The organism is Aeromicrobium sp. A1-2 (assembly GCF_003443875.1).
Classification (GTDB): Bacteria; Actinomycetota; Actinomycetes; order Propionibacteriales; family Nocardioidaceae; genus Aeromicrobium.
On sequence record NZ_CP027482.1, the window covers coordinates 1,120,038 to 1,142,726 of the forward strand.

Here is a 22,689-nt window from a genome sequence, read left to right on the forward strand (position 1 = left end):
GGTCTAGCCCGGGCGCTGCAGGTCATCCCAGGAGGTGCTGGCGTCTTCGAACGGTGACAGGTGTCGGGCCGCTCCTCCGAACGGCGCGTGCCACGCCCCGCGGACCATGCGCAGACCGGGGGAGTCGAGCCAGCGCAGCAGCGTCTCTGTCTCCTCGGCGGTGGCCGCCGGGATGGGACCGAAGCCCGGCTCGACCGTCTCAGCCGTTGCGAGAAGCGCATCGACCCAGCCGATCGGATGCGTTCCGCGCGGCATCACGCCCGCCGCAGCGAGCCGGCCGAACCGGATGACGTGGATCTCCCAGCCCTCCGGGTGGGGAGCGGCGGCGACGAGCTCGCCGCTGCCGGTCAGCTCCCGGAGCCGCTGTGTGCGTACGACAGCGCGCAGGAAGCCGGTCAGTCGGTCACGCCAGATCGCTGCGTCCTCGAACCGCTCGGTGCGGGCGAGGTCGAGCATGCGCGTCCGCACGGCGGTCACGAGCTCCTCGGGGTCTCCGGTCATGGCGCTGCGCACCCGTGAAACCTCGACGGCGTAGGTCTCCGGGTTCGTCGACCCGTCGCACGGTGACAGGCAGTGGCCCATCTCGGCGAGGGCGCACGTGGTCTGCCGGGGCTTCTTGCCCATCTTGGTGGTGCACTGCCGGATCCGGAAAGCGTCGTGCAGGGCCGTGAGGGCGCCCTCCGCGGCGGCACGGCCTCGGAACGGCCCGATGTAGTCGGCGTCGTCGTCCAGGATTGTGCGAACGATCGACAGCCGCGGCCACGGCTCGCGGGTCAGCTTGAGCCAGCTCAGCCGCTCGGGGAACGGGGACCGCCGGTTGTAGGGCGGGCGATGCCTGCCGATCAAGCGCAGCTCGCGGACCTGCGCCTCCAGGGCCGTGGCACACACGATGCCCTCGATGCGTTGTGCCAGCATCACCATCTCGCCCATGCGAGTGCGGGTCTCGGCCTTGGTGAAGTAGGACCGGGTCCGCGCCCGCAGGTTGCGGGAGGTGCCGACGTAGAGGATCTCGTCCGCGCGGTCGCGGAACAGGTAGACGCCGGGTGCCTGCGGCAGGTGCTCGGCGAGGTGGCGCTTCTTGCGCTGCTCGGGCTTGACCTTGCTGGTGTAGGTCGCGACCTCCTCGAGGGTCGTGACGCCCAGCGGTCCGAGCCGCTCGAACAGTGCATGCAGGACGTCGACCGTGGCGCGCGCGTCGGAGAGCGCCCGGTGGTTGGGTGTCGTCGTGGCGCCGAATCGCGCCGCGAGGGTCGACAGCTTGCAGTTGGGAACCTCCTCGCGAGACAGCACTCGTCGCGCCAGCGTCGCGGTGTCGAGCGTCTCGAAGCCCGGCCACGGGATCGAGAGCTCCCGGCTGTAGTGCTTGAGGAAGCCGACGTCGAACGGCGCGTTGTGGGCGACCAGGACCGTGCCGCGTGCGAACTCCAGGAAGCTCGGGAGCACCTCCGCGATCCGGGGAGCGCCGATCACCATCTGATTGGTGATGCCGGTCAGCACCGTGATGAAGGCCGGGATCGCACCGTCGGGGTTGACCAGCGTCTGGAACTCCGCGATGACTTCACCGCCGCGGATCTTGACCGCCCCGATCTCGGTGATCTGCGAGCCCTTGGCAGCGGAGCCGCCGGTGGTCTCGAGGTCGACGACGCAGAACGTCGTGTCGGCCAACGGACGGCCGAGCTCGTCGAACGATCCCTGGACGGCCACCATGTGGATCACCGTAGGTGGGTCCACCGACAGAGCCGTGCAACCGCGATGTGCGGCGTTTTTGTCCGGGCCGGCTCCTAGCGTGGCCGATGTCCCCGAACGACGGGGCATTCGTCAACACAGGAGGTGCAGCCATGACAGAGTCCACTCCCACCGACTCGGTGGTCGTCGATTGCGACCGCTGTCTGGTCCGCGGGCCCCGTGCGTGCGGTGACTGCATCGTGACGGTACTGCTGGGGGCTCCGCCTGCCGGCATCGAGCTCGATCCGGACGAGATGGCGGCCCTCGGGGTCCTCGCCCAGGCGGGGCTGACGCCTCCGCTACGTCTCGTGACACCCGTCACTGGTCCCGAGACACAGGCCGGATGAAGTTGAACTGACCCGCGCCTGCCCATACAGTGGTTGATTGTGTGTCCGGTGAACGCCGTCCCTCCAGGCCGGCGTCGGGTGCACCGCTGAATTGCCGCAGTCATGGGGAAGATGTCTGGGGCGAACCGGGGAACCACGTGTGTGGGGTGAATCGGACTGCGTTCGCGCGGACCGTAGGGCGACCTTGGCCCGAACCCGTCAGCTCACCCGGTAGGCGCTCGAGGATGTAGGAGTACTGCGTGCGCTTGCCCGCTACCCGAAAACGTCGACACGGAATCGCCGCTGCCGCGGCACTGGCCCTGATCGGTGGACTCTTCGTCCTCCCGTCAGCCGGCGCGGATCCTGCCGTTACCCCCAAGGACGTGGAGAACGCCTTCCACAAGGCCGAGGCGATGAACGAGCAGGTCAACCAACTCGGCGTCGAGGTCGAGCAGACCCAGGCCGAGATCGACGACATCAGCGACGACATCGCCCGCGACCTCAAGGTCTACAACCGGCAGAAGGCCGAGCTCGGCGCCGCGATCGTCCAGCAGCAGATGGATGCACCCCTCGGGCCCAGCATCAGCCTGTTGAGCAGCGATGACCCCGATCAGTTCCTCGCTGGCCTCGGTGCGGTGCAGGCGCTCAACAGCACCCGAGCCGACGCGCTCGAGCAGTTCGGCGAGACGAGCAAGGAGCTCAAGAACCGTCGCGCGCAGCTCGAGGATCGCAAGGCCGACCTCGCTGCAGCGACGAAGGAAGCCGACACCAAGCGTGCCGCCATCCAGGCGAAGTATCAGGAAGCCAAGGCCGAACTGGCTCGGCTCACCGCCGCCCAGCAGGCCACGTTCAACACAAGCGACACGACGGTCGACTTCAAGGTTGAGGCCTCCGGTCGCGCCAAGCAGGCCGTCGCTTTCGCGCTCGCTCAGCTCGGCGAGCCGTACCGATACGGCGGCGCCGGCCCCAACTCGTGGGACTGCTCCGGTTTGATGCAGAAGGCTTGGGCCGCCGCTGGCGTCTCGATCCCGCGTGTCGTGGGGCCGCAGATGAGCGCGGCCAAGCGGATCCCGATGAGCCAGTTGGCGCCGGGTGACCTGGTCGCCTACAGCAACATGCAGCACATCGGGATGTACCTCGGCAACGGTCGCGTCGTGCACGCGCCCCGCCCGGGCAAGAGCGTCGAGATCACCGGACTCGGTGGATTCAGCGTCGGCGGGCGGGTTGGCTGACTCAGGCCGAAGACCCGGCCCCAATACGGTCGCGGTCCTTGTCCTGATAGCCCTGTGCCTCGGTCTGCTGCTCTGGCAGCGACCGTGGCAGGGGGCGGGCGATCCCGTCCCAGAGATCCCCGCTGATGCATCCTCAGCGCTGACGGCGCAGTTCCGAGCCCTCTCCCAAGCCGAGTCCGAGGCGTCGTTCACGGCGGCTGCAGGCACCTCGGATGCCGCCAAGGTCTTCGCTCAGAGGGCCTGGCAGGCGCGGACCGAGCTCGGCGCGACCGCGGTCGCCTTCCGCTACGTCATGGGGGGCGAGGTCGCCGACCGGTCCGACGGCTCGGCCTCCGCCGATGTCGAGGTGACCTGGAGCGCCGGCGCCGAAGCCGGACTCGACGTATCGACGACACGCACCTCGTCGGTCGCCTTCCGAGTCGCCCCACAAGGTGACGGTGGCTTCTCGATCGTCTCGGCGACGCCCCGCTCCGGTCCGTTGCCGCTCTGGTTGGCGGGGGCCGTCAAGATCGAGCGCCCCGACGGAGCGGTCGTGATCCGGGTTGATGGCGGCGACCCCGAGCTGCCAGTCGAGTCGATGGCGACGGCAGCCCGCGACGCGGTGCTCCGTGTCCTGCCGGGCACGAAGGGTGAGGTCACGGTCATCTCACCCCATTCCCAGAAGCAGATGGCGCAGCTGGTCGGGCAGCCGGTCAAGGAGATCACCCAGATCGCCGCTGTCACGACCCGCCTCGACGGCCGCTCCGGGAGTGCTGATGACATCGTGGTCGTGCTCAACCCCACGGTCTTCTCGACGATGGACCGGCGTGCGGCACAAGTCGTCCTGAGCCACGAGGCGACCCACCTGCTGACCGAGGCCGTCGGCACCCGCGCCGAGAGCTGGGTCGTGGAGGGCTTCGCCGACTTCGTCGCGTTGCGTGACGACTCGGCGTCGCTTGCGATCAGCGCGGGTCAGATCCTGGCCGAGGTCAAGGCCGACGGCGCGCCTGGGCGGCTCCCCACAGCGGCCGACTTCGACTCCGGCAAGCACGGGCTGGGCGCAGTGTACGAATCGGCCTGGATGGCATTCCGGCTGCTGGGGGAGCGCTACGGCGATGCCGCCGTCGTGGGCTTCTACCAAGCGGTTCTGAGCGATATGCCGCTCGACTCGGCTGTCGACAAGGCTTTCGGGATCACCGTCGGGCAACTGACGACCCAGTGGCGGGCCTATCTGGCGAAGAGCGCCTCGATCGTGTCGTGATAGTCGCGCAGCACTGAGTTGCGCTTGACCTTGAACGACGGCGTCAGATAGCCGTTGTCCTCGGTCCAGTCCTCGGGAAGAATCACGAACTTGCGGACCGACTCGGCCTGGGAGACCTGTGTGTTGGCCTCGTCGACGGCCTTCTGGATCTCGGTCCTGAGGGCCGGGTCGTCGAGGTCGCCGTCCCACGCCTCGGTGTCGACCGTGACGAGTGCCGCGATGAAGGGCTTGCCGTCGCCCACCACGAGGCACTGGCTCACGTACGAGCTGGCACGCACACGATCCTCGAGCACCGCGGGGGCGACGTTCTTGCCGCCAGCCGTCACGATGATCTCTTTCTTGCGGCCAGTGATGCGGACGAATCCGTCGTCATCGACCTCGCCGAGGTCGCCGGTGGAGAACCAACCTTCGGCGTCGATGGACTCGGCGGTCGCCGCATCGTTGTGCCAGTAGCCGGTGAAGACCTGGGGGCCCCGGAAGGCGAGCTCGCCGTCCGCGCGGACGCGCACCTCGGTGCCGGGAAGCGGCTTGCCGACCGTGCCGATCCGCTGCTCGCTGGGGGTGTTGACGCACAGTGCCGCAGTGGTCTCGGTCAGGCCGTAGCCCTCCAGGACCGTGACGCCGATCCCGCGGTAGAAGTGGGCCAACCGGTCGCCCAGGGGCGCCCCTCCTGAGATGGCCCACTCGGCGTGACCGCCCAGGGCATCGCGCAGCCTGCCGTAGACGAGCTTGTCGAACAGCGCGTGTCGGGTCCGCAGCGCCAGTCCGACCCGCTTGCCGTCGAGGGCCTTGCTGTACGAGATCGCGGTCTGCGCGGCCCGGTCGAAGATCTTGCCCTTGCCATCGGCGTACGCCTTGCTGCTGGCGGTGTTGAACACCTTCTCGAAGACGCGGGGGACTGCGAGCACGAAGGTGGGCTCGAACGTCCCGAGGTGCGTCACCAGATCCTTGACGTCGGCGGTGTGTCCGAGCTTGGTGCCTGAGCGGATTGCGCCGACCTGGATGATGCGCGCGAACACGTGCGCCAAGGGCAGGAACAACAGCGTCGAGGCGCCCTCCCGGGTGAACAGCTCGGGCAGCTCATCGATTGCGGCACCCAGCTCGTAGCGGAATGCGCCGTGGGTGAGCTTGCAACCCTTGGGTCGCCCCGTGGTCCCGGACGTGTAGATCAGCGTCGCGAGGGAGTCGCTGGTGAGCGCGGCTCGGCGTGCCTCGAGATCTTCGTCGCTGACGTCGGCGCCACGAGCGGTGATCTGCTCGACGGCACCGGAGTCGAAGGTCCAGACCTCGGTGAGGTCGGGCGCCGTGCTCCGTGCCTCCGTGACCCGGGCCAGGTGCGCGTCGGTCTCGACGATCGCCGCCACGGCTCCGGAGTCAGCCAGGATCCACGCGATCTGCGCGGTCGACGACGTCTCGTAGATCGGCACGGTCGCGGCCCCGGCCCACCAGATCGCGTAGTCGGCGACCGTCCACTCGTACCGCGTCTTGGACAGCAGAGCCACGCGGTCGCCGGCAGAGACTCCCGCTGCGACGAGGCCCTTGGCCATCGCGAGGACGTCGTGGTGGAACGTCGTCAGCGTGACGTCCTCCCAAGCCCCGTTGACGACCCGCGCCAACGCGATGTCGTCGGCGTGCTGCGGGAGCCGGTCGAGGATGTCGAGGGAGAGATTGCCCGGTTCGGGTGAATGTGCCTGTGTCACGTACGGCAGGCTACTCGCCCAGAGCCCCTCGGGCCGAATGGGCCCGCGTTGTCCGGGCACGATCGGATCGCGGTTCGCGCGGCTTCGCCGTCACCTCCCGGGGAGTGCTGCTGCGGGCCGGACCACTAGCATGGGGTCATACATTGGGCGGGACTAGGAGGGGTGATGGCGCGAACCACGAGCGACATAGTCATTGATGCTCCAGCCGATCGCATCATGGCCGTGATTGCGGACTTCGCCGCCTATCCGGGGTGGGCGACCGGGGTCAAGACCGCCGACGTCGTGGCGGCCGGGGCAGATGGCCGGGCCGACCAGGTGCACTTCGTCCTCGACGCCGCTCCCATCCGCGACGAGTACGACCTGGGCTACATCTGGAACGGCGACAACTCGGTCTCATGGAGCCTCGTAGAGAAGGGCAAAATGCTGACCTCGATGGATGGCGCATACGTCCTCGAACCGGTCGACGGCTCCCAGACCCGGGTGACCTACCAGCTTGCGGTCGACGTCTCTGTGCCGCTGCTCGGAATGCTGAAGCGCAAGGCTGAGAAGGTCATCATTGACACTGCGCTCAAGGGGTTGAAGAAACAGGTCGAAGCCCTGTGACCGAGCCCAGCTCGAGCACCGAGCCGGTCGGCTCGATCGCCGAGGAGGCGTTCAAGTTGTTCAGGGCCATGACCGCGTCACCCCAACCAGACGCCGGCACCAGCGACGGGGGCCACGTGTGCACCGCGACGTGGTGCCCGGTCTGCCAGGTTGTCGGCTTCGTGCACGACAACCCGGACGCCTTGGCGAAGGTCTCCGAGTCCGCCGCAGTGCTGACCCGCTCGCTCCGCGAGCTCATCGACACTGCTCTGAATCCTCGGGACCAGACATGACACAAGCAGTAGGCGTCGACATCGGGGGGACCAAGATCGCGGCCGGCCTGGTCTCCGATGCCGGCCAGATCCTCGATTCTGTGGCCGAGCCCACCCCCGACGACTCGACCAAGATCCCAGCGATCGTCGCCGATCTCGTTGACCGGTTGGTCGGCGATCAACCGGTCGCCGGTGTCGGCATCGGAGCAGCCGGGTTCGTCGGCGAGGATCGCGCGACGGTGCGGTTCGCGCCCAACATCGACTGGCGGGAGGAGCCGCTCGCTGAGCGCGTGCGGTCGCTCGTCGACCTCCCTGTGGTCGTCGAGAACGACGCGAACGCGGCGGCATGGGGTGAATTCCGTTTCGGTGCCGGCGAGGACACTGACGACCTGTTGCTCGTCACGATCGGCACCGGCATCGGCGGCGGTGTCGTTCACCATGGACAACTGTTCCGCGGGGGCTTCGGTGTCGCGGCCGAGATCGGCCACATGCGGTTGGTCCCGAACGGCATCCTGTGCGGCTGTGGCCAGCATGGTTGCTTCGAGCAGTACGCCAGCGGGCGGGCGTTGGTCCGCGACGCACGTGAGCGGGTCGCCAACGGCGGCGAGGGCACCGCCGCGATCGCGGCGTTGGCTGACGGCGACTCGGGCCGCATCACCGGGCCTGCGATCACCAGGCTGGCGCAGGGCGGAGATCCTCTCGCACTCGAACTGCTTGCCGACGTCGGACGCTGGATCGGCGAGGGCATCGCGGTGCTGACCACGATCCTGGACCCCAGCGTCATCGCGATCGGCGGCGGTGTCGCTGCCGCTGGCGACTTGCTGCTCGTCTCGGTCATCGAGGCCTTCGAGATCCACCTGCCTGCACGCGCCCACCGGCCAGAGGCTGCGGTACGGCTGGCGGCGCTCGGCAACGACGCGGGGATCATCGGCGCTGCCGATCTCGCCAGGCTGGAGTCGAACTGATGGCCGACAAGCTGGCCGTCGGCATCGACATCGGTGGCACCAAGATCGCGGCAGGAGTCGTCGACGAAGACGGCCACATCCTGGCTCGGCTCAAGCGAGAGACTCCGACGACCGAGCCGCTCGAGGTCATCGACGCGATCGCGGACATCACCGAGGAGTTCCGCCGCGAGCACCACATCCGGGCCATCGGGGTCGGTGCGGCCGGATTCGTCGACGCGACTCAGTCGACGGTCCTGTTCGCACCGCACCTGGCCTGGCGCCACGAGCCGCTGCGCGACTCCGTCGCCAGACGCACCGGGCTCCCCGTGCTGGTCGACAACGACGCGAATGCGGCGGGCTGGGCCGAGTGGCGCTTCGGCGCCGCCCAGAACGAGGCGGACCTGGTGCTCATCACCCTCGGCACCGGCATCGGTGGCGCCATCGTGATCGACGGCCAGCCGTACCGTGGTCAGTTCGGCATCGCGGGGGAGTTCGGCCACATGCAGGTCGTGCCGAACGGCAACCAGTGCGAGTGCGGCAACCTCGGTTGCTGGGAGCAGTACGCAAGCGGCCGCGTGCTGACCCGTCGGGCCCGTGCCGCAGCGACCGAGGGCACGACGTTCGGCAAGCTGCTGCTGTCGGAGTCCGGTGGGGACGTCAGCAATATCGAGGGCCATCTCGTCACCAAGCACGCGCAGGCTGGCAACGAGGAGGCAGTCGAGTGGATCGCCGAGGTCGGTGACTGGCTCGGTGTCGGCATCGCCAATCTCGCGGCGGCTCTTGATCCCGGCATGTTCGTCATCGGTGGCGGGGTCAGCGACGCTGGCGAGCTCCTGGTCGGGCCCGCCCGTGCGGCATTCAGCAGGACCTTGACGGGTCGCGGCTACCGCGCCGAGGCGCGGATCGTGCGTGCGCACCTGGGGCCCGAGGCGGGTCTCATCGGTGCGGCGGACATGGCACGACTCACAGCACGGCGCCGTCGTCCGGCCAATCCTTCCGCGAGGGCCCGTGTTCGGGCAACTGCAAGATCAGGTAGATCGCCGCTGCGACGAAAGTGAGGGCGACGCCGGCAACGATCGAGCGGTCGAGATAGACGCCCGACACCGTGGCTAGGAACAACGCCAGCGGGGCTCCCAGCACGCCGCCCCACGCCAGCATGATGTTCCGTCGTCGGGGGATCAGCGGCGTCGGCTCGACCTGTCGGTAGAACGGCTCCTGGACCTCGACGTCCTCGTCGGTCAGTGGCGTCCAGGTGGGCTCGCGCGCCTCGGCCGGCGCCTCCTCGACCTCGTCCTCGAAGGACAGGTCGAGCTCGAGGCCCTCGACGATCCGGTCGAAGTCATCGCGCTCAGTCATCTGGAGTGCCCACGTGCTCGGCGACGAACGTCGCGGTGCGGTCGAAGATCAGCTGAGCGTCGTTGTCGATCGTCGCGACGTGATAGCTCTCGTGCAGTGGGACCAGCTCGGAGACCTTCGATGACACGCCGGCCCGGATCAGTTCGACCGAGGAGGGATCCAGGACGTGGTCGTCGTCGGACTTGAACACCAGCAACGGCTGGGTCACGGCGGCCAGGTCGGCGCGGGTCGCTTTCCACATCTTGAGCTGCGAGGCGAGCGCCCTGAGCGGCGTCTTGTCGTAGCCGACCTCGTCCTGGCCGGGCAGCTTGATGTCGTTGCCGATGCCGGGCATCGCGGGAACGAGCCACTGGAGGACAGGGACCAGCTTGATGTCGAACCGGGCGACGTTGACCGCGGGGTTCACCAGCACGACAGCGTCGACGTCGGCGGACCGCTGCTCCGCGAGACGGAGCGCCAGACACCCACCCATCGACAGGCCGGCGACGACGACGTGGTCACAGCACGCGCGCAGATCTGTCAGGGCCGCATCGACCTCGCCGTACCAGTCATCCCACCGTGTCTTGTTCATGTCCTTCCACGTCGTGCCGTGACCCGGCAGACGGGGGACTCGAACCGTGTGTCCAAGGCCCGCGAGGTGCTTGCCCCACGGGGTCATCGAGGCCGGTGACCCGGTGAAACCGTGGCTCAGCAGGAATCCGGTGCGGCCGCCGTCAGCCGAGAACGGCTCGGCGCCCGGAACAAGTGTGGGCGAGGTCGTCGAGGTCATGGCCCCATCTTCCCCCATGCCTGTTCACATCGGGCTGCATCATGCGAAAGGCACGCGGTTCAGGATAGTGTCCTGTCCGTGTTCTATTGGTTCCTGAAGTTCCTCGCACTGGGTCCCGTGCTCAAGCTGATCTTCAGGCCGTGGGCCGCGGGCACGGAGAACGTGCCCAAGGAAGGCCCCGTCATTCTGGCGAGCAACCATTTGTCCTACAGCGACTGGTTGTTCATGCCCCTGGTGATCCCGCGGCGGGTGACGTTCGTGGCCAAGGCAGAGTACTTCGAGGGCGCCGGCGTCAAGGGCTGGTTGCAGAAGAAGTTCTTCTCCGGGTCCGGTCAGGTGCCGATCGACCGCACGAGCGGGTCGGCGGCCGCTGGAGCCATCAAGACCCAGCTGAGACTGCTTTCCGAGGGCGAGGTCTGCGGGATCTACCCAGAAGGGACCCGTTCGCACGACGGACGGCTCTACCGGGGCCGGACCGGCGTCGCCCGACTCGCCCTCGAGGCCGGCGTGCCGGTCATCCCGCTGGCGGTCATCGGCACCGACGTCGTGGCCCCGCCGGGCAAGGTGTTCGGCAAGTTCGCCCGCCCGGGTGTTCGGTTCGGCAAGCCGTTGGACTTCAGCCGCTACGAGGGCATGCAGGACGATCGCTACATCCTGCGGGCCATCACCGACGAGATCATGTACGAGATCATGACGCTGTCGGACCAGGAGTACGTCGATCTCTACGCACAGGACTCCAAGAAGCGTGACGCCAAGGCGGCGGCTCAGGCCGAGGCCGACGAGGTGTGGGAAGAGATTCGACCCGACTGACCGTATGTCGGTTTCTCGGTCACCGAAGGTGTGGGGAACAACCCAGGGAAGGGAGTGCGACATGAAGGTCGGCATGCTCACCGGGGGAGGCGACTGCCCCGGGCTCAACGCAGTCATCCGTGGCGCTGTGCGCAAGGGCGTCGCATCGTACGGTCATGAGTTCGTCGGATTCCGCGACGGCTGGCGAGGGCCACTGGAGAACGACACGATGCAGCTCGGCATCGCCGAGGTCCGTGGCATCCTGCCGCGTGGCGGCACGATCCTCGGCTCGTCGCGCACCAATCCGTTCGCGATCGACAACGGTGTCGAGCGGATCAAGGACAGCCTCGCAGCGAATGGCTGTGACGCGTTGATCGCGATCGGCGGCGAGGACACTCTCGGCGTAGCGACCAAGCTCGCCGACCTCGGCGTCAACGTCGTCGGGGTGCCCAAGACGATCGACAACGACCTGTCCGGGACTGACTTCACCTTCGGCTTCGACACCGCCGTCAACATCGCGACCGAAGCGATCGACCGGCTCCACACGACTGCCGAGTCCCACCACCGCGTGCTGGTCGTCGAGGTCATGGGTCGGCACGCAGGGTGGATCGCCCTGCACAGCGGCCTTGCCGGTGGCGCGAACATCATCCTGATCCCCGAGCGACCGTTCGACATCGAGAAGGTGTGTGCACAGGTCGAGAGCCGCTTCGCGACGCACTACTCGCCGATCATCGTGGTGTCGGAGGGGGCCGTGCCGGCAGAGGGCGGCAGCATGTCGCTGGTCAGCGGTGAGAAGGACGCCTTCGGGCACGTGCGCCTCGGCGGCATCGGCGATCGCCTGGCGCAGGAGATCGAACAGCGGACCGGCAAGGAGGCCAGGGCCGTCGTGCTCGGGCACGTGCAGAGGGGCGGCTCACCGAGCGCCTTCGACCGCTGGCTCGCGACGCGCTTCGGCCTTCACGCAATCACCGCAGTGCACGAGGGCGACTTCGGGAAGATGGTCTCCCTGCGCGGCACCGAGATCGCCCGCGTCCCTCTGGCGGAGGGCACCGCAGTGCTCAAGACCGTGCGGCCCGAGCTCTACGAAGAGGCCGAAGTCCTCTTCGGGTGAGGCCGGGGCCGTCTTCCGACGGGCTGGATCGGGCCATCGACCATACGCTCGACAGATGCCATCAATCCGACCCGTCGAGAACGTCTGGGACTACCCGCGGCCACCGTCGATCGAGCCGAGCGACGAGCACATCGTCGTGGCACTGGGTGGCACGACGATCGCAGACACGACCACGTCCTACCGGATCTGCGAGACGAGCCACCCGCCGACGTACTACCTGCCGATCGACTCGTTCGTCAATGGCGTCCTGCGCCCCATCGACGGCAGCACCTGGTGCGAGTGGAAGGGTGCCGCGACCTACTTCGATGTCGTGACCGAGGAGCGGACGATTCCAGCCGGGGCATGGACCTACCGCACCCCCAACCCTGGTTACAAGGATCTCGTCGACCACGTCGCGATCTACCCCGGCAAGGTCGACGCCTGCACGATCGACGATGAGACGGTGCAGGCGCAGGAGGGTGACTTCTACGGAGGGTGGATCACGTCCCGTGTCGAGGGTCCGTTCAAAGGGGCGCCGGGGACGCTTGGCTGGTAGGGCGCGCGGCTCCTTCGTCGCCGCTCCAGCGGCTCGTTCCTCGCCGCTGCCGGGCTTCGCCCGGGCGCCTGCCTCGCTTCGCTCGGCCCTTGGGTGGGGTTCTTCGGCTCGCCGCTGCGGCTTCGCTGCTCGCTTCGCTCCGGCCGCTGCCTTCGCCTGCCTCGCTTCGCTCGGCCCTTGGGTGGGGTTCTTCGGCTCGCCGCTGCCGGGCTTCGCCCGGGCGCCTGCCTCGCTTCGCTCGGCCCTTGGGTGGGGTTCTTCGGCTCGCCGCTGCCGGGCTCCGCCCGGGCGCCTGCCTCGCTTCGCTCGGCCCTTGGGTGGGGTTCTTCGGCTCGCCGCCCGGGCGCCTGCCTCGCTTCGCTCGGCCTTGTGGCTCGCTTTGCCTGGCCTTGGGTGGCGTATCGGCTGACGGGCCGTGGCGGGGTGCGGCGCGCGACGCGCGTATCCTTGTGCGGTGAGTATTCCCAGCCTTGACGACCTCCATGCGATGGGCGCTGCCCAGCAGCCCACCTATGTCGATCCTGCTGCCCGTGACGCCGCGGTGCAGAAGCTGCGGAAGATGCCCCCGCTGGTATTTGCCGGCGAGTGCGACGCGTTGCGCGACCGGCTCGCCGAGGTCTCCCGCGGGGAGGCATTCCTCCTCCAGGGCGGCGACTGCGCGGAGACCTTCGAGGGTGTGACGGCCGAGAACGTCCGCAACAAGCTTCGGGTCCTGCTGTCGATGGCGGTCGTGCTGACGTACGCCGCCAGCGTTCCGATCGTCAAGGTCGGCCGCCTCGCCGGGCAGTACGCCAAGCCCCGCTCCAGCGACACCGAGACTCGCGACGGCGTGACCCTGCCGGCCTACCGAGGCGACGCGGTCAACGGGTTCGAGTTCGACCCGGCCACGCGAGCCCACGACCCGCAGCGGCTGGTCGACGTCTACAACGCGTCCGCGTCGACGTTGAACCTCGCGCGCGCATTCACGACCGGCGGCTATGCCGACCTGCGCCAGATGCACGCGTGGAATACCGACTTCGTCAAGAGCAGCCCGGTCGGCGAGCGTTACGAGCGCATCGGCGCCGAGATCGACCGCGCACTGGCGTTCATGGACGCGATCGGGGTCGATCCAGACGAGTTCCACACCGTTGACTTCTTTTCGTCGCACGAAGCGTTGATCCTGGAGTACGAGCACTCCCTGACCCGCATCGACCAGCGAACCGAACGGCCCTACGACGTGTCGAGCCACTTCGTGTGGATCGGTGAGCGCACCCGCCAGATCGACGGAGCCCACGTCGAGCTCCTGAGCCGGATCGCCAACCCGATCGGCGTCAAGCTCGGCCCGACCAGCACCGCCGACGATGCGATCGCGCTGTACGAGAAGCTCAACCCCGAGCGCATCCCGGGCAAGATCACCTTCATCACCCGCTTCGGTGCCAGCAAGATCCGCGACGGACTGCCCAACCTGGTTGAGAAGGTCACGGCGGCTGGCATCGAGGTCGCGTGGGTGTGCGATCCGATGCATGGCAACACCTTCGAGACAAGCAACGGCTACAAGACTCGCGAGTTCGACGACGTCATCGACGAGGTGCGCGGCTTCTTTGAAGTCCACCGGGCGCTCGGAACCTGGCCCGGCGGCGTGCACGTCGAGCTGACGGGCGACGACGTCACGGAGTGTGTTGGCGGCGGCGCCAAACTGTCCGCCGAGGACCTGACCCACCGCTACGAGACCCTGTGCGATCCGCGGCTCAACCGGGCGCAGAGCCTTGAGCTCGCCTTCCTCGTGGCTGAAATGCTCTCTGGTCGTAGCTAGGTGACGTCGCCTCGCAACGTGGCCGGTCGCGAGGACTGCTGGAGTGCTTTCTGGAGACGAGAGCCCGGAGTTCGGAGTGGGTCAGACCGCTTGCCGAGGTGCTTCGATCTGTCGTTGCGCAACAGTCCAGGCGGTGCGTCGTGACGGTGCCCCCGGGTTGTCGCTCATGACCGGGCTCACGTACGACGAGGTGGGGGCGACGGCCGAGGCCGTGCTTCCCGCGGGCTACCACCACCTGCGGGCGTCCCGCTCGCTCGGACAGGTCGATCTGGACGATGTTGCCGAGATCCTCATGACCTGGCGGGTGCAATCGCGATCGGGTGTGTGGCAGGTCGACGGTCCGCGACGGGTGGTGCTGGACGCCGAGGTGACGTTCCGGTTCCTCGGCCAGAAGATCCCGTGCCGCGTCGTCGAGGTCGTCGAGGAGCGTGACCTGCGCGGATTCGCGTACGGGACCTTGCCCGGTCACCCCGAGTCGGGTGAGGAACGCTTCGAGGCGAGGCGTGATCCAACGACAGGGGAGATCACCGCGACCATCACGGCATTTTCCAATCCCGCGACCTGGCCGACCAGGATCGCCGGGCCCGCCGGAAGGCTGCTGCAGCGGACCATGACCCGCCGCTACCTCGCTGCCATGATCCCCTAGGCCTCGGGCTGGACCCGCAGGGTGAGCAGCACCGTGGCGAGCGAGTCGTACTGGCCGCACAGCAGCAGGAACTCGATCAGCTCGGGCTCGCTGAGCTGCGCACTGAGGGCGGACCAGGTCGCGTCGTCGATGAACTTGTCGTCGACGAACTGGTCGGCTGCCGCAAACAGCGCCTGGTCGCGAACGGACCACCCCGACCAGCTCTCGTCGGCCAAGTGGTCGATCTGCGCCGGTGTGACCCCGACCTTGCGTCCGATGCGGACATGGTGTCGTCGCTCGTACTCGCACTCACGGATCGTCGCGATGCGCAGGATCACGAGCTCGCTGTCGCGGCGGGGGAGCCGACCGCCCGGCATGAGCCTGCCGCTGTAGTAGAGCCAGCCGCGGAACAGTCTGCGGTTCCGGCCCAGTGTCGTGAACACATTGGGTCGTTGGCCTCCGATGACGCGACCGGCCAACGTGCTGAATCCGTAGTTGAGGAGTCCCAGCTCCTTGAGCCCACCGGGCGGGATGCGGGGTTGTTCCATCGGATCAGTCTAGGGGAATTTGGACAGGTGTCTCAGAACGCCCGGATGTCTCGGCCAGCACCATTGCGGTCAGCACGAAGGACCCGCCGAGCAGCAGCCTCCAGCTGACTCCCTCGGTGCCCAAGGTGATCGCAAATGTTGCGGCGAACACGGGTTCCATCGTCATCAGCAGCGCCGAGCGAGCGGCGTCCAGCTGGCTCTGCGCCCACGTCTGCAGGACCATCGCGAGGGCCCCGGCTGCGAGCGCCATGTACACGACCGCGATCCAGTCGTCGGAACGATGGGGGATCGTCACCCCGCCGGGCGCCGCGGCGACGAGACACAGCGCGGCGATGACACCCATCTGGATCGTCGCCATGGCGTAGGCATCGGCCGCGGTCGACCACCGGGACAGAACGATGATGTGCACCGCGTAGAGGATCGCGCAGACGAAGGTGATGCTCTCGCCGAAACCGACAGAGAAGCCGCGGAGGGAGAGGATCGCCAGGCCCACCGTGGACAGTCCCACAGCGATCCACACGGTCCGGGACACGCGTTGTCGGAAGGCCAGCGACGCAAGCACAGGTGTCGCGACGACGTACAGACCCGTGATGAACCCCGACACGCTCGCGTCGGTATGCCCGAGGCCCACGGTCTGCAGGATCTGTGCGACGCCGTAGATGCCGCCGGCGTACGCGCTGCGGCGCCGCACCTCGGGGCTGAGCCGAGAGATCGCCTGCGGCGCCAGAAGGAACATCGCCGCGAAGGCGATCGCAAATCGCACCGCCAGGAAGTCGGTCGCCGGAATCCGATCGAGCAGATCCTTGATCAGGAAGAACGTGGAGCCCCACACCGCCGTGACGGCGAGCAGTGCGGCTGCGGCAAGCCGGGTCCGCATCAGGGGAAGGGCACCTGCGAGATGGTGATGGTCGAGCCCTTGGACTTCTTCGTGCCGCCGCCAGGGTTCTGACCGCGGACCGTGAAGTTGCCACCTCCGAGCGACAGCGCCTGGACCTTGAAGCCGGCCTTCTCGAGGATCTTCTCGGCGTCGTCCCGCTTCTCGCCCACGACGTCGGGGACCTTGACCTGCTCGGGGCCCTTCGACACCGTCAGCGTGATCGTGTCGCCGCGGAACTGGGTGCCGTCGTTGGGTGTCTGGGAAACGACATTGCCCTCGTCGATCTTGACGCTGAACACCTCGCTCGAGCTGACCTTGAACCCGACGTCCTCGAGCCCGGCCTTTGCCTCGGCGAGCGGGGTGTCACGGTAGTCCTTGACCTTGATCGGCTTGCGGCCCTTGCTCACGGCGAGCACGACGGTCGATCCGCGCTTGAGCTGGTCCTTGACCGTGTAGTTGGTGGCCCCGACGACTCGGTCCTTGGCGACATTCTCGTCAAAGACGCTCTTCTGCTCCGGGTCGACCTTGAGGTCGATCTCGGCGAGGGCCTCCGTGGCCGCGGCGAGCGTCATGCCCTTGAGGTCCTTGGGGATCTGGACGCGGTCGGGGCCCTTGGAGATGTCGGCGTTGATCGTGGCGCCCGGCAGGATCTTGTCGCCGGGCCCTGGATCGGTCTGGATGACGGCGCCGAGCGGCGCAGTCTCCGAGAACGATCGCTTCTGGACCTTGAAGCCGAAGCCGAGCTTCTCGGCGTTGTCCTTGGCCACGGTCTCGGACTGGCCGATGAGGACCGGGGTGTCGGTGTAGCGCCCGACGCTGAGGTAGTAGCCGATTCCAAAGGCCAGGAGGGCCATCACGATGGCCATGATCAGCAGGTTGCGTCCGCGGCGCGAGGTCTTCGAACCGCCCTTGGCCGTCTTGTAGTCGGTCGGCGACATCAAGGGGTGCAGGCCGGACGGGCGATCCGAGCCCTCGACGAGTGCCGGCGGCCCGCCGTCGGACGACACAGTGCCGGGCCCGGCTCCGTCCGGTCGGGAGGACCACTGCATTGTGGCTTCGGGAATGCTGACCGCCTCGGTCCGGGCGGACGCGGACGCGGACGCGCCGAACGCGGCGCGTGGCACCGACACCGTCGGTGCGTCGTCGTCATCGGCGACCCGCCCGCCGGGACGGAGGTCCGAAACCAGGTCCGGATCGTCAACGAGCCCCGCATCGAGCGCGTGCCGTACCGAACGCACCTGCTGGAGCATGACTCGAGCGTCGGTCGACCGCTGGTCCCGGTCGCGGACCGTCGCCCGTGCGACGAGCGCGTCGACGTACGGCGGGATGCCCGGCCGCACTTCAGAAGGGGCTCCGATGTCCTCGTGCACGTGCTTGTAGGCGACCTGGATCGGCGACTCGCCGGAGTGCGGCTTGAGCCCGGTGAGCATCTCGTAGAGCATCGCGCCGCATGCGTAGACGTCGGACCGGGCGTCGGCGCCATCGTTCGTCACGATCTCGGGTGCCAGGTAGGAGACTGTCCCGATCAGCGTGCCCCCGGTCGCGGTCGTCGCTGCGCTCACAGCGCGCGCGAGGCCGAAGTCGGCAACCTTGACCTCGCCGTCGGGTGTGATCAGGACATTCTCGGGCTTGACGTCGCGGTGGATGATGTTTGCTGCGTGCGCTGCAGAGAGCGCGACGAGCACCTGCTCCAACAGCTCCAGTGCGCGGTGTGGCGGCATCGGCGCCTCTTCGCGCATGACGTCGCGCAGGGTGTGTCCTGGGACGAACTCCATGACGAGGTACGTGACCTCGCCGTCCTTGCCCTGGTCGAAGACCGACACGACACTGCGGTGGTTGAGCTTGGCGGCCGACTTGGCCTCACGGACGAAGCGGGCGGTGAACTGCTCGTCGTCGCCCAGTCCGTGGTGCATGACCTTGACCGCGACCTCGCGATCGAGTCGGCGGTCGGTGGCCCGGAACACGCTTGCCATGCCGCCGCGCGCGATGCGTTCGCCGATCAGGTAGCGGTCGCTGAGGACACGCCCGACCAGGGCTTCGTCGCGCGTCAGTGCCACGCCACCCTCCTCGACCTGCGCGGATCCTTGTGACCCGTGGGTTGATTCTAGTGACTGTTGCACAGGCTGGAGGCCACGCCGGGGCGTGTCCCGCGACAGTCGTGACGTTCGCCACGCCGTCGATGCGTCACGATGGGGTCATGCATCGGCGTAGTTGGGTCGGCTTCCTGCTGCTGCTGGGCGTGTTCCTTGCAGTGCTGAGCATCACGGATCGCGAGGCGTCGCAAGCGCCGGGCGCGGGATCGACGAGCCAGGTTCCGAGCGAGACAGGACGACCCACCGCGAGCCCCAGCGATTCCGTCCGTGCGGACCAGGGCCTGCCACGCGAGGCGCTCGAGACAATCGACCTGATCGAGGCGGGGGGACCGTTCCCGTACGACCGCGATGGCTCGGTCTTCATGAATCGTGAGCGATTGCTCCCGCAGCACCCGCGTGGCTACTGGCGCGAGTACACGGTGCCAACGCCGGGCGCGTCCGATCGGGGCGCGCGTCGTCTCGTCGCCGGGCAGGGTGGCGAGCTCTACTACACCGGCGACCACTATCGATCGTTCACACGGGTGGAGGTGGCATCAGGGTGACCGCAACGTACGACTCCCTCCTGACCGGCGAGACGGCACCGGGCCTGTTCAGCTGGCGCGGACGAACCGACCGCGACCTCGGCGGCGCTGCCGCGGAGGCCGGCTGGCTGGCGCTGCCGCTCGACACTCGACACGTGATGTCGGTGGATGCATTCTGGGACGAGGTCGTGACCTCGTGGAGTCTGCCGGAGTGGTTCGGTCGCAATCTGGACGCGCTTTTCGACACCCTCGCAGAGCTGGCTTCCCGGCCGACCGTGGTCCTCTGGGAGGGCCTGGTCCAGTTGGCTGACGTCGACCCCATCCACACGAGCGCGGTCGTTGACGTGTTCCGTGATGCCGTCGGTCAAGCGCCTGCACTGGCCGTGATCGTGCGGGACGACCTCGGGGTCAGCGGTTTCGACGGGTTGTTGTAAGCGCGAGAGGTCCCAGCACGACTCGGGCCTGCGGGCCGAGACGGTCGATCGCGGAGTCGGCCTGGTCCTCGAGGCGGGCGATGTCGTCCTCGACCGCCGCGAGCGCGCCCGAGTCGACGATCAGCTCACGCACCGCCATGACCCCGTCGGAGGTCCCGAGAGACGTGCCGAGCAGTGCCCTGCCGGCGTCGTCAGTGAGCTCGGCCGCGCGGGCCACCAGAACGGTGCGCTTGCCCTCACGGAGGTCATCGCCGGCCGGCTTCCCGGTGAGCGCGGGATCGCCGAACACGCCGAGCACGTCGTCGCGCAGCTGGAAGGCCTCACCCAGTGGCAGGGCTACCTGCGACAGTGCGGCGATCAGGTCGGCATCTGCGCCAGCAAGCGACGCGCCGATGTGGAGCGGGCGCTCGACGGTGTACTTGGCCGACTTGTAGCGCACGACGGTCATGGCCTGGTCGACCGAGAGGGACGCGCGGGTCTGTCCCGTGACGTCGAGGAACTGTCCGGCGACGACCTCGGTCTTGCACCGATCAAGGAAGTGCCGAGCGGCCATGACGTGGGGGCGCATGGATTCGGATCCGAGGACCGCGGCGGTGAACATCTCGTCGCACCACGACAACAGCAGGTCGCCCAGCAGGACGGCCGTGGAGGCGCCGAAGCCGACGGCGTCGCCGTGCCGCGACTCGCGCCGGTGCCGGGACTCGAAGTCGCGATGCACGCTGGGCCGCCCACGCCGGGTGTCCGAGCCATCCATCAGGTCGTCGTGCACGAGGGCGCTGGCCTGCAGCCACTCCAGGGCGGCCGCGGCCGTCACGATGCCACGGTCCTGCGGGTCACCTCCCGCGATGAGCCACCCGGCGTAGCAGAACTGCGGGCGGAGTCGTTTGCCCCCGCCGACGAACGCCACCGAGACGTCGGCGAGATCCTCCACCTCGGGCCCCAGCTCGGCGAGAACTGGACGTTGGTCGTCGACGAAGGCGACCAGACTGTGATCAACACGTGTCCGGAAGTCTGGATCATCGGCACGTGAGGTCACGATCTGGACGATACCGTTGACCCATGCCTCCCGATCACCAGTCCCTCGTCGACGCCCTTCGCGGGTCGGTGCCGAGCTACTCGTTCGAGTTCTTCCCGCCCAAGGACGACGCGGGAGAGGCCGTCCTGTGGCAGACGATCGCGGATCTCGAGCCGCTGGAACCGACCTTCGTCTCGGTGACCTACGGCGCGGGCGGCACGAGCCAGGAACGCACGGTCCGCATCACGGCTCGGATTGCCGAGCAGACCAGGATGCGGCCGGTCGGCCACCTGACGCTCGTCGCGCAGACCCGGGGCGAGATCGAGTCGGTGCTCAAGCAGTACGCCGCCTCAGGGGTCGACAACGTCCTGGCGCTCCGCGGCGATCCCAAGGGCGGCCCGCGCGCGCCGTGGGAGTCACATCCTGACGGGATGGACCACGCGCTAGATCTGGTCGAGCTCGCGAGCGGCCTGGGCGGATTCCGGATCGGTGTCGCCGCGTTCCCAGAGGGGCACCCTGACGCCAAAAGCCTCCAGCACGACGCCGAGGTGCTGGTCGCCAAGGCCGAGGCGGGTGCCGAGTACGCCATCACACAGCTGTTCTTCCGCGCGACGGACTACTTCTCGTTGGTCGAGCGTGTCCGAGCGATGGGCTGCGACATGCCGATCGTTCCGGGAATCATGCCGATCCTGAACTTCGCCCAGGTCGCCCGGATGGCTGAGCTGTCCGGCGCCGAGTTGCCACGCGAGGTGCTCGACGAGGTTGAGCCCATCCAGGACGACCAAGCCGCGGTGCGCTCGAAGGGCATCGAGCTGGCCACCACCTTGTGCCGGGACCTGCTTGCCGGTGGCGCGCCAGGCCTGCACTTCATCACCTTGAACCGCTCGAAGGCGACTCGGGAGATCTTCGACTCGCTCCGTTCGGACGGCTTGGTCTAGCGAGGCGCCGGCCCGATCGCCTCGGCGATCGCGGCAGTGGCCATGCCGATGGCCTCGAGTGACGCGCCGGAATGCGCGTGCGCCCCGGCGAAGTGGACCCCGCCACGTGGTGCGACACCGGGCAGCTCGAACGCGCTGGTCCAGCCGCGCCAGGCCCAGCCCCAATGGCCCAGACCGACGAGATCGCTCGGGCTCAGGTCAGTCCGATCCACGACGTAGGGCCGTAGGTCGATCCCGAACCTCACCAGCGCCCGGAGTGGATCCTCGCCGCTGCGGTGCTCGATCGTCCAGACACCGCCGCCCCCACTCCACAAGCGGATCGGGGGGTTGGCGTGGACCAGGATCTCATCAGGCATCGTAGGAGTGTCCGCCGAAAGTGCGACCAGGGTCCGCGACGCCGGAATGACCGGCATGAGCCGGACCGGCGGCAGGGGAGCGGGCCAAGTGGGTGCGCACCACACCACGAAGTCGGCAGGGAGCGTGCGTCGTGCCGTCACGACACCCCGGAGCTCGCCGTGCTCCAGCACGAGCTCGTGGGCGGACTCGGCCAGCTCGATCGTGACGCCACGCTCGTCGAGGCGAGACTCCAGGGCTGACGCGAGCGCGGGGAGGCCGCCGGCGAATCGCCAACGACCGAAGGAGCGTTCGACGTAGTGCGAGACCGCGACGAACCCCGGCGTGGCCTGCCGGTCCTGCCCGGCGAGCCGCGGTGGGTCGAGCACGAGCTTGCGCAGCCGGTCGTCGTCGAGATCCTTCTCGGCGAGTCGGGCAAGGGTGCGGCGTGGCTGCAACGATGCACGCACAGCACGGTCGACGGCCGGACGACCGGCGAACACCTGGTCGAGCGCGAGGCGGCGGACGAGGTCCCAGGTGTCGGCGAAGGTGTCCACCCACGGCGACCACTCGTCCGCTCCGAATGCGTCCAGCACCGCTGTGTGCTGGTCGCCCCGATTGCCCAGCGGCAGGTCGAGAACCGACTTGTCCTTGTACACGTGTCGTCGACCCTCGGTCATCGTGAGGTCGAGGACACGGTCGAGTGGTCGACCGGTCTTGTGGAACAAATCGCGAAACACTCCTGGAAGTGTCACGCTGTCCAGCTCGGTCGACCAGGTGCGACCACCGGAGGTCACGCCGTTGAGACGGCCACCGACCCGGTCGGAGGCCTCGAGGATCGTGACGTCGTGCCGGAGCTTCGCAAGCCGCGCCGCGACCGACATCCCGGCAAAGCCGCCACCCACGACCACGACCTTCGCCATGCGCGCAGA

The 22,689-nt window shown here is 68.1% G+C and carries 24 protein-coding genes and 1 riboswitch; of the genes, 15 read left to right on the forward strand and 9 right to left on the reverse strand.

The window, feature by feature from the left end:
* Window positions 1–3: 3 nt before the first annotated feature.
* Entirely contained in the window at window positions 4–1,707 is a 1,704-nt protein-coding gene (locus C6I20_RS05520) for a DEDD exonuclease domain-containing protein (RefSeq protein ID WP_118398621.1), read from the reverse strand.
* 131 nt (window positions 1,708–1,838) lie between these two features.
* Here C6I20_RS05520 and C6I20_RS05525 point away from each other — a divergent pair, with 131 nt between their 5' ends.
* The 3 genes from C6I20_RS05525 to C6I20_RS05535 all read left to right on the forward strand — a co-directional run bounded on the left by C6I20_RS05525 (window position 1,839) and on the right by C6I20_RS05535 (window position 4,523).
* Complete coding sequence (locus C6I20_RS05525) at window positions 1,839–2,072, forward strand: hypothetical protein (protein WP_118395046.1); 234 nt, start codon at window positions 1,839–1,841, stop codon at window positions 2,070–2,072.
* 74 nt (window positions 2,073–2,146) lie between these two features.
* A riboswitch (cyclic di-AMP (ydaO/yuaA leader) is annotated at window positions 2,147–2,304 on the forward strand.
* A gap of 7 nt (window positions 2,305–2,311) precedes the next feature.
* A complete protein-coding gene (locus tag C6I20_RS05530; protein ID WP_162891146.1) occupies window positions 2,312–3,283 on the forward strand; it encodes a C40 family peptidase in 972 nt (323 codons plus the stop codon).
* A complete protein-coding gene (locus tag C6I20_RS05535; protein WP_162891147.1) occupies window positions 3,276–4,523 on the forward strand; it encodes a hypothetical protein in 1,248 nt (415 codons plus the stop codon). Before C6I20_RS05530 ends, C6I20_RS05535 begins: the two co-directional genes overlap by 8 nt.
* Here C6I20_RS05535 and C6I20_RS05540 read toward each other — a convergent pair.
* Window positions 4,490–6,223 (reverse strand): long-chain fatty acid--CoA ligase, encoded by a 1,734-nt coding sequence (locus C6I20_RS05540; RefSeq protein WP_254052260.1) that lies wholly within the window; start codon window positions 6,221–6,223, stop codon window positions 4,490–4,492. The two genes, C6I20_RS05535 and C6I20_RS05540, sit on opposite strands and share 34 nt — an antisense overlap.
* Before the next feature lie 165 nt (window positions 6,224–6,388).
* Between C6I20_RS05540 and C6I20_RS05545 the strand changes: the two genes are divergently transcribed.
* The 4 genes from C6I20_RS05545 to C6I20_RS05560 are packed head-to-tail and all read left to right on the forward strand — an operon-like array spanning window position 6,389 to window position 9,079.
* Complete coding sequence (locus tag C6I20_RS05545) at window positions 6,389–6,826, forward strand: SRPBCC family protein (RefSeq protein ID WP_118395049.1); 438 nt, start codon at window positions 6,389–6,391, stop codon at window positions 6,824–6,826.
* Window positions 6,823–7,098 carry a hypothetical protein gene (locus tag C6I20_RS05550; protein ID WP_118395050.1) on the forward strand — a complete coding sequence of 92 codons (276 nt, stop codon included), beginning with the start codon at window positions 6,823–6,825 and terminating at the stop codon, window positions 7,096–7,098. The genes C6I20_RS05545 and C6I20_RS05550 overlap by 4 nt, the downstream gene beginning before the upstream one ends.
* Window positions 7,095–8,042: an ROK family glucokinase gene (locus C6I20_RS05555; protein ID WP_118395051.1), complete on the forward strand. Its 948-nt coding sequence runs from the start codon at window positions 7,095–7,097 to the stop codon at window positions 8,040–8,042. The genes C6I20_RS05550 and C6I20_RS05555 overlap by 4 nt, the downstream gene beginning before the upstream one ends.
* Complete coding sequence (locus C6I20_RS05560) at window positions 8,042–9,079, forward strand: ROK family glucokinase (protein ID WP_118395052.1); 1,038 nt, start codon at window positions 8,042–8,044, stop codon at window positions 9,077–9,079. Before C6I20_RS05555 ends, C6I20_RS05560 begins: the two co-directional genes overlap by 1 nt.
* Here C6I20_RS05560 and C6I20_RS05565 read toward each other — a convergent pair.
* Entirely contained in the window at window positions 8,985–9,377 is a 393-nt protein-coding gene (locus tag C6I20_RS05565; protein WP_118395053.1) for a hypothetical protein, read from the reverse strand. The genes C6I20_RS05560 and C6I20_RS05565 overlap by 95 nt on opposite strands.
* Entirely contained in the window at window positions 9,370–10,146 is a 777-nt protein-coding gene (locus C6I20_RS05570) for a carboxylesterase (protein WP_118395054.1), read from the reverse strand. The genes C6I20_RS05565 and C6I20_RS05570 overlap by 8 nt, the downstream gene beginning before the upstream one ends.
* Window positions 10,147–10,224: 78 nt before the next feature.
* Here C6I20_RS05570 and C6I20_RS05575 point away from each other — a divergent pair, with 78 nt between their 5' ends.
* The 5 genes from C6I20_RS05575 (at window position 10,225) to C6I20_RS05595 (ending at window position 15,019) form a co-directional block, all read left to right on the forward strand.
* The gene (locus tag C6I20_RS05575) at window positions 10,225–10,956 is read left to right on the forward strand and encodes a 1-acyl-sn-glycerol-3-phosphate acyltransferase (protein ID WP_118395055.1); all 732 of its coding nucleotides are present in this window, start codon (window positions 10,225–10,227) and stop codon (window positions 10,954–10,956) included.
* A 61-nt stretch (window positions 10,957–11,017) separates the two neighbouring features.
* Window positions 11,018–12,046, forward strand: coding sequence for a 6-phosphofructokinase (locus tag C6I20_RS05580; protein WP_118395056.1), 1,029 nt, complete (start codon window positions 11,018–11,020; stop codon window positions 12,044–12,046).
* A 55-nt stretch (window positions 12,047–12,101) separates the two neighbouring features.
* Entirely contained in the window at window positions 12,102–12,581 is a 480-nt protein-coding gene (locus C6I20_RS05585; protein ID WP_118395057.1) for a DUF427 domain-containing protein, read from the forward strand.
* A 454-nt stretch (window positions 12,582–13,035) separates the two neighbouring features.
* Window positions 13,036–14,373: a class II 3-deoxy-7-phosphoheptulonate synthase gene (locus tag C6I20_RS05590; protein ID WP_371682660.1), complete on the forward strand. Its 1,338-nt coding sequence runs from the start codon at window positions 13,036–13,038 to the stop codon at window positions 14,371–14,373.
* 166 nt (window positions 14,374–14,539) lie between these two features.
* On the forward strand, window positions 14,540–15,019 hold the full coding sequence (locus C6I20_RS05595) for a DUF1990 family protein (RefSeq protein ID WP_118395059.1): 480 nt from the start codon (window positions 14,540–14,542) through the stop codon (window positions 15,017–15,019).
* Here the strand turns inward: C6I20_RS05595 and C6I20_RS05600 are convergent.
* From C6I20_RS05600 to pknB, 3 genes are read right to left on the reverse strand one after another with little or no spacing between them, the layout of a single operon-like run.
* The gene (locus C6I20_RS05600; protein WP_118395060.1) at window positions 15,016–15,546 is read right to left on the reverse strand and encodes a carboxymuconolactone decarboxylase family protein; all 531 of its coding nucleotides are present in this window, start codon (window positions 15,544–15,546) and stop codon (window positions 15,016–15,018) included. The genes C6I20_RS05595 and C6I20_RS05600 overlap by 4 nt on opposite strands.
* Window positions 15,547–15,550: 4 nt before the next feature.
* Complete coding sequence (locus C6I20_RS05605; RefSeq protein WP_118395061.1) at window positions 15,551–16,423, reverse strand: DMT family transporter; 873 nt, start codon at window positions 16,421–16,423, stop codon at window positions 15,551–15,553.
* Window positions 16,423–18,480 (reverse strand): Stk1 family PASTA domain-containing Ser/Thr kinase, encoded by a 2,058-nt coding sequence (pknB, locus tag C6I20_RS05610; RefSeq protein ID WP_162891148.1) that lies wholly within the window; start codon window positions 18,478–18,480, stop codon window positions 16,423–16,425. Before pknB ends, C6I20_RS05605 begins: the two co-directional genes overlap by 1 nt.
* A 140-nt stretch (window positions 18,481–18,620) precedes the next feature.
* Here pknB and C6I20_RS05615 point away from each other — a divergent pair, with 140 nt between their 5' ends.
* Together C6I20_RS05615 and C6I20_RS05620 are read left to right on the forward strand one after the other, a co-directional pair.
* Window positions 18,621–19,058, forward strand: coding sequence for a ribonuclease domain-containing protein (locus tag C6I20_RS05615; protein ID WP_118398625.1), 438 nt, complete (start codon window positions 18,621–18,623; stop codon window positions 19,056–19,058).
* Window positions 19,055–19,471, forward strand: a complete 417-nt coding sequence (locus C6I20_RS05620; protein ID WP_118395063.1) for a barstar family protein — start codon at window positions 19,055–19,057, stop codon at window positions 19,469–19,471. The genes C6I20_RS05615 and C6I20_RS05620 overlap by 4 nt, the downstream gene beginning before the upstream one ends.
* Here the strand turns inward: C6I20_RS05620 and C6I20_RS05625 are convergent.
* Window positions 19,446–20,507 carry a polyprenyl synthetase family protein gene (locus tag C6I20_RS05625; RefSeq protein ID WP_216822996.1) on the reverse strand — a complete coding sequence of 354 codons (1,062 nt, stop codon included), beginning with the start codon at window positions 20,505–20,507 and terminating at the stop codon, window positions 19,446–19,448. The two genes, C6I20_RS05620 and C6I20_RS05625, sit on opposite strands and share 26 nt — an antisense overlap.
* Window positions 20,508–20,530: 23 nt before the next feature.
* On the opposite strand from C6I20_RS05625, the gene metF reads away from it, so the two are divergent.
* A complete protein-coding gene (gene metF, locus C6I20_RS05630) occupies window positions 20,531–21,424 on the forward strand; it encodes a methylenetetrahydrofolate reductase [NAD(P)H] (RefSeq protein ID WP_118395065.1) in 894 nt (297 codons plus the stop codon).
* Here the strand turns inward: metF and C6I20_RS05635 are convergent.
* Window positions 21,421–22,680 carry an NAD(P)/FAD-dependent oxidoreductase gene (locus tag C6I20_RS05635; RefSeq protein WP_118395066.1) on the reverse strand — a complete coding sequence of 420 codons (1,260 nt, stop codon included), beginning with the start codon at window positions 22,678–22,680 and terminating at the stop codon, window positions 21,421–21,423. The two genes, metF and C6I20_RS05635, sit on opposite strands and share 4 nt — an antisense overlap.
* Between the last annotated feature and the right edge of the window lie 9 nt (window positions 22,681–22,689).

Coding starts and splice junctions, on each gene's coding strand:
- C6I20_RS05520 (WP_118398621.1), bottom strand. CDS start 1,707: ATGGTGGCCGTCCAGGGATCGTTCGACGAGCTCGGCCGTCCGTTGGCC.
- C6I20_RS05525 (WP_118395046.1), top strand. CDS start 1,839: ATGACAGAGTCCACTCCCACCGACTCGGTGGTCGTCGATTGCGACCGC.
- C6I20_RS05545 (WP_118395049.1), top strand. CDS start 6,389: ATGGCGCGAACCACGAGCGACATAGTCATTGATGCTCCAGCCGATCGC.
- C6I20_RS05555 (WP_118395051.1), top strand. CDS start 7,095: ATGACACAAGCAGTAGGCGTCGACATCGGGGGGACCAAGATCGCGGCC.
- C6I20_RS05560 (WP_118395052.1), top strand. CDS start 8,042: ATGGCCGACAAGCTGGCCGTCGGCATCGACATCGGTGGCACCAAGATC.
- C6I20_RS05565 (WP_118395053.1), bottom strand. CDS start 9,377: ATGACTGAGCGCGATGACTTCGACCGGATCGTCGAGGGCCTCGAGCTC.
- C6I20_RS05570 (WP_118395054.1), bottom strand. CDS start 10,146: ATGACCTCGACGACCTCGCCCACACTTGTTCCGGGCGCCGAGCCGTTC.
- C6I20_RS05580 (WP_118395056.1), top strand. CDS start 11,018: ATGAAGGTCGGCATGCTCACCGGGGGAGGCGACTGCCCCGGGCTCAAC.
- C6I20_RS05585 (WP_118395057.1), top strand. CDS start 12,102: ATGCCATCAATCCGACCCGTCGAGAACGTCTGGGACTACCCGCGGCCA.
- C6I20_RS05595 (WP_118395059.1), top strand. CDS start 14,540: ATGACCGGGCTCACGTACGACGAGGTGGGGGCGACGGCCGAGGCCGTG.
- C6I20_RS05600 (WP_118395060.1), bottom strand. CDS start 15,546: ATGGAACAACCCCGCATCCCGCCCGGTGGGCTCAAGGAGCTGGGACTC.
- C6I20_RS05605 (WP_118395061.1), bottom strand. CDS start 16,423: ATGCGGACCCGGCTTGCCGCAGCCGCACTGCTCGCCGTCACGGCGGTG.
- C6I20_RS05615 (WP_118398625.1), top strand. CDS start 18,621: ATGCATCGGCGTAGTTGGGTCGGCTTCCTGCTGCTGCTGGGCGTGTTC.
- metF (WP_118395065.1), top strand. CDS start 20,531: ATGCCTCCCGATCACCAGTCCCTCGTCGACGCCCTTCGCGGGTCGGTG.
- C6I20_RS05635 (WP_118395066.1), bottom strand. CDS start 22,680: ATGGCGAAGGTCGTGGTCGTGGGTGGCGGCTTTGCCGGGATGTCGGTC.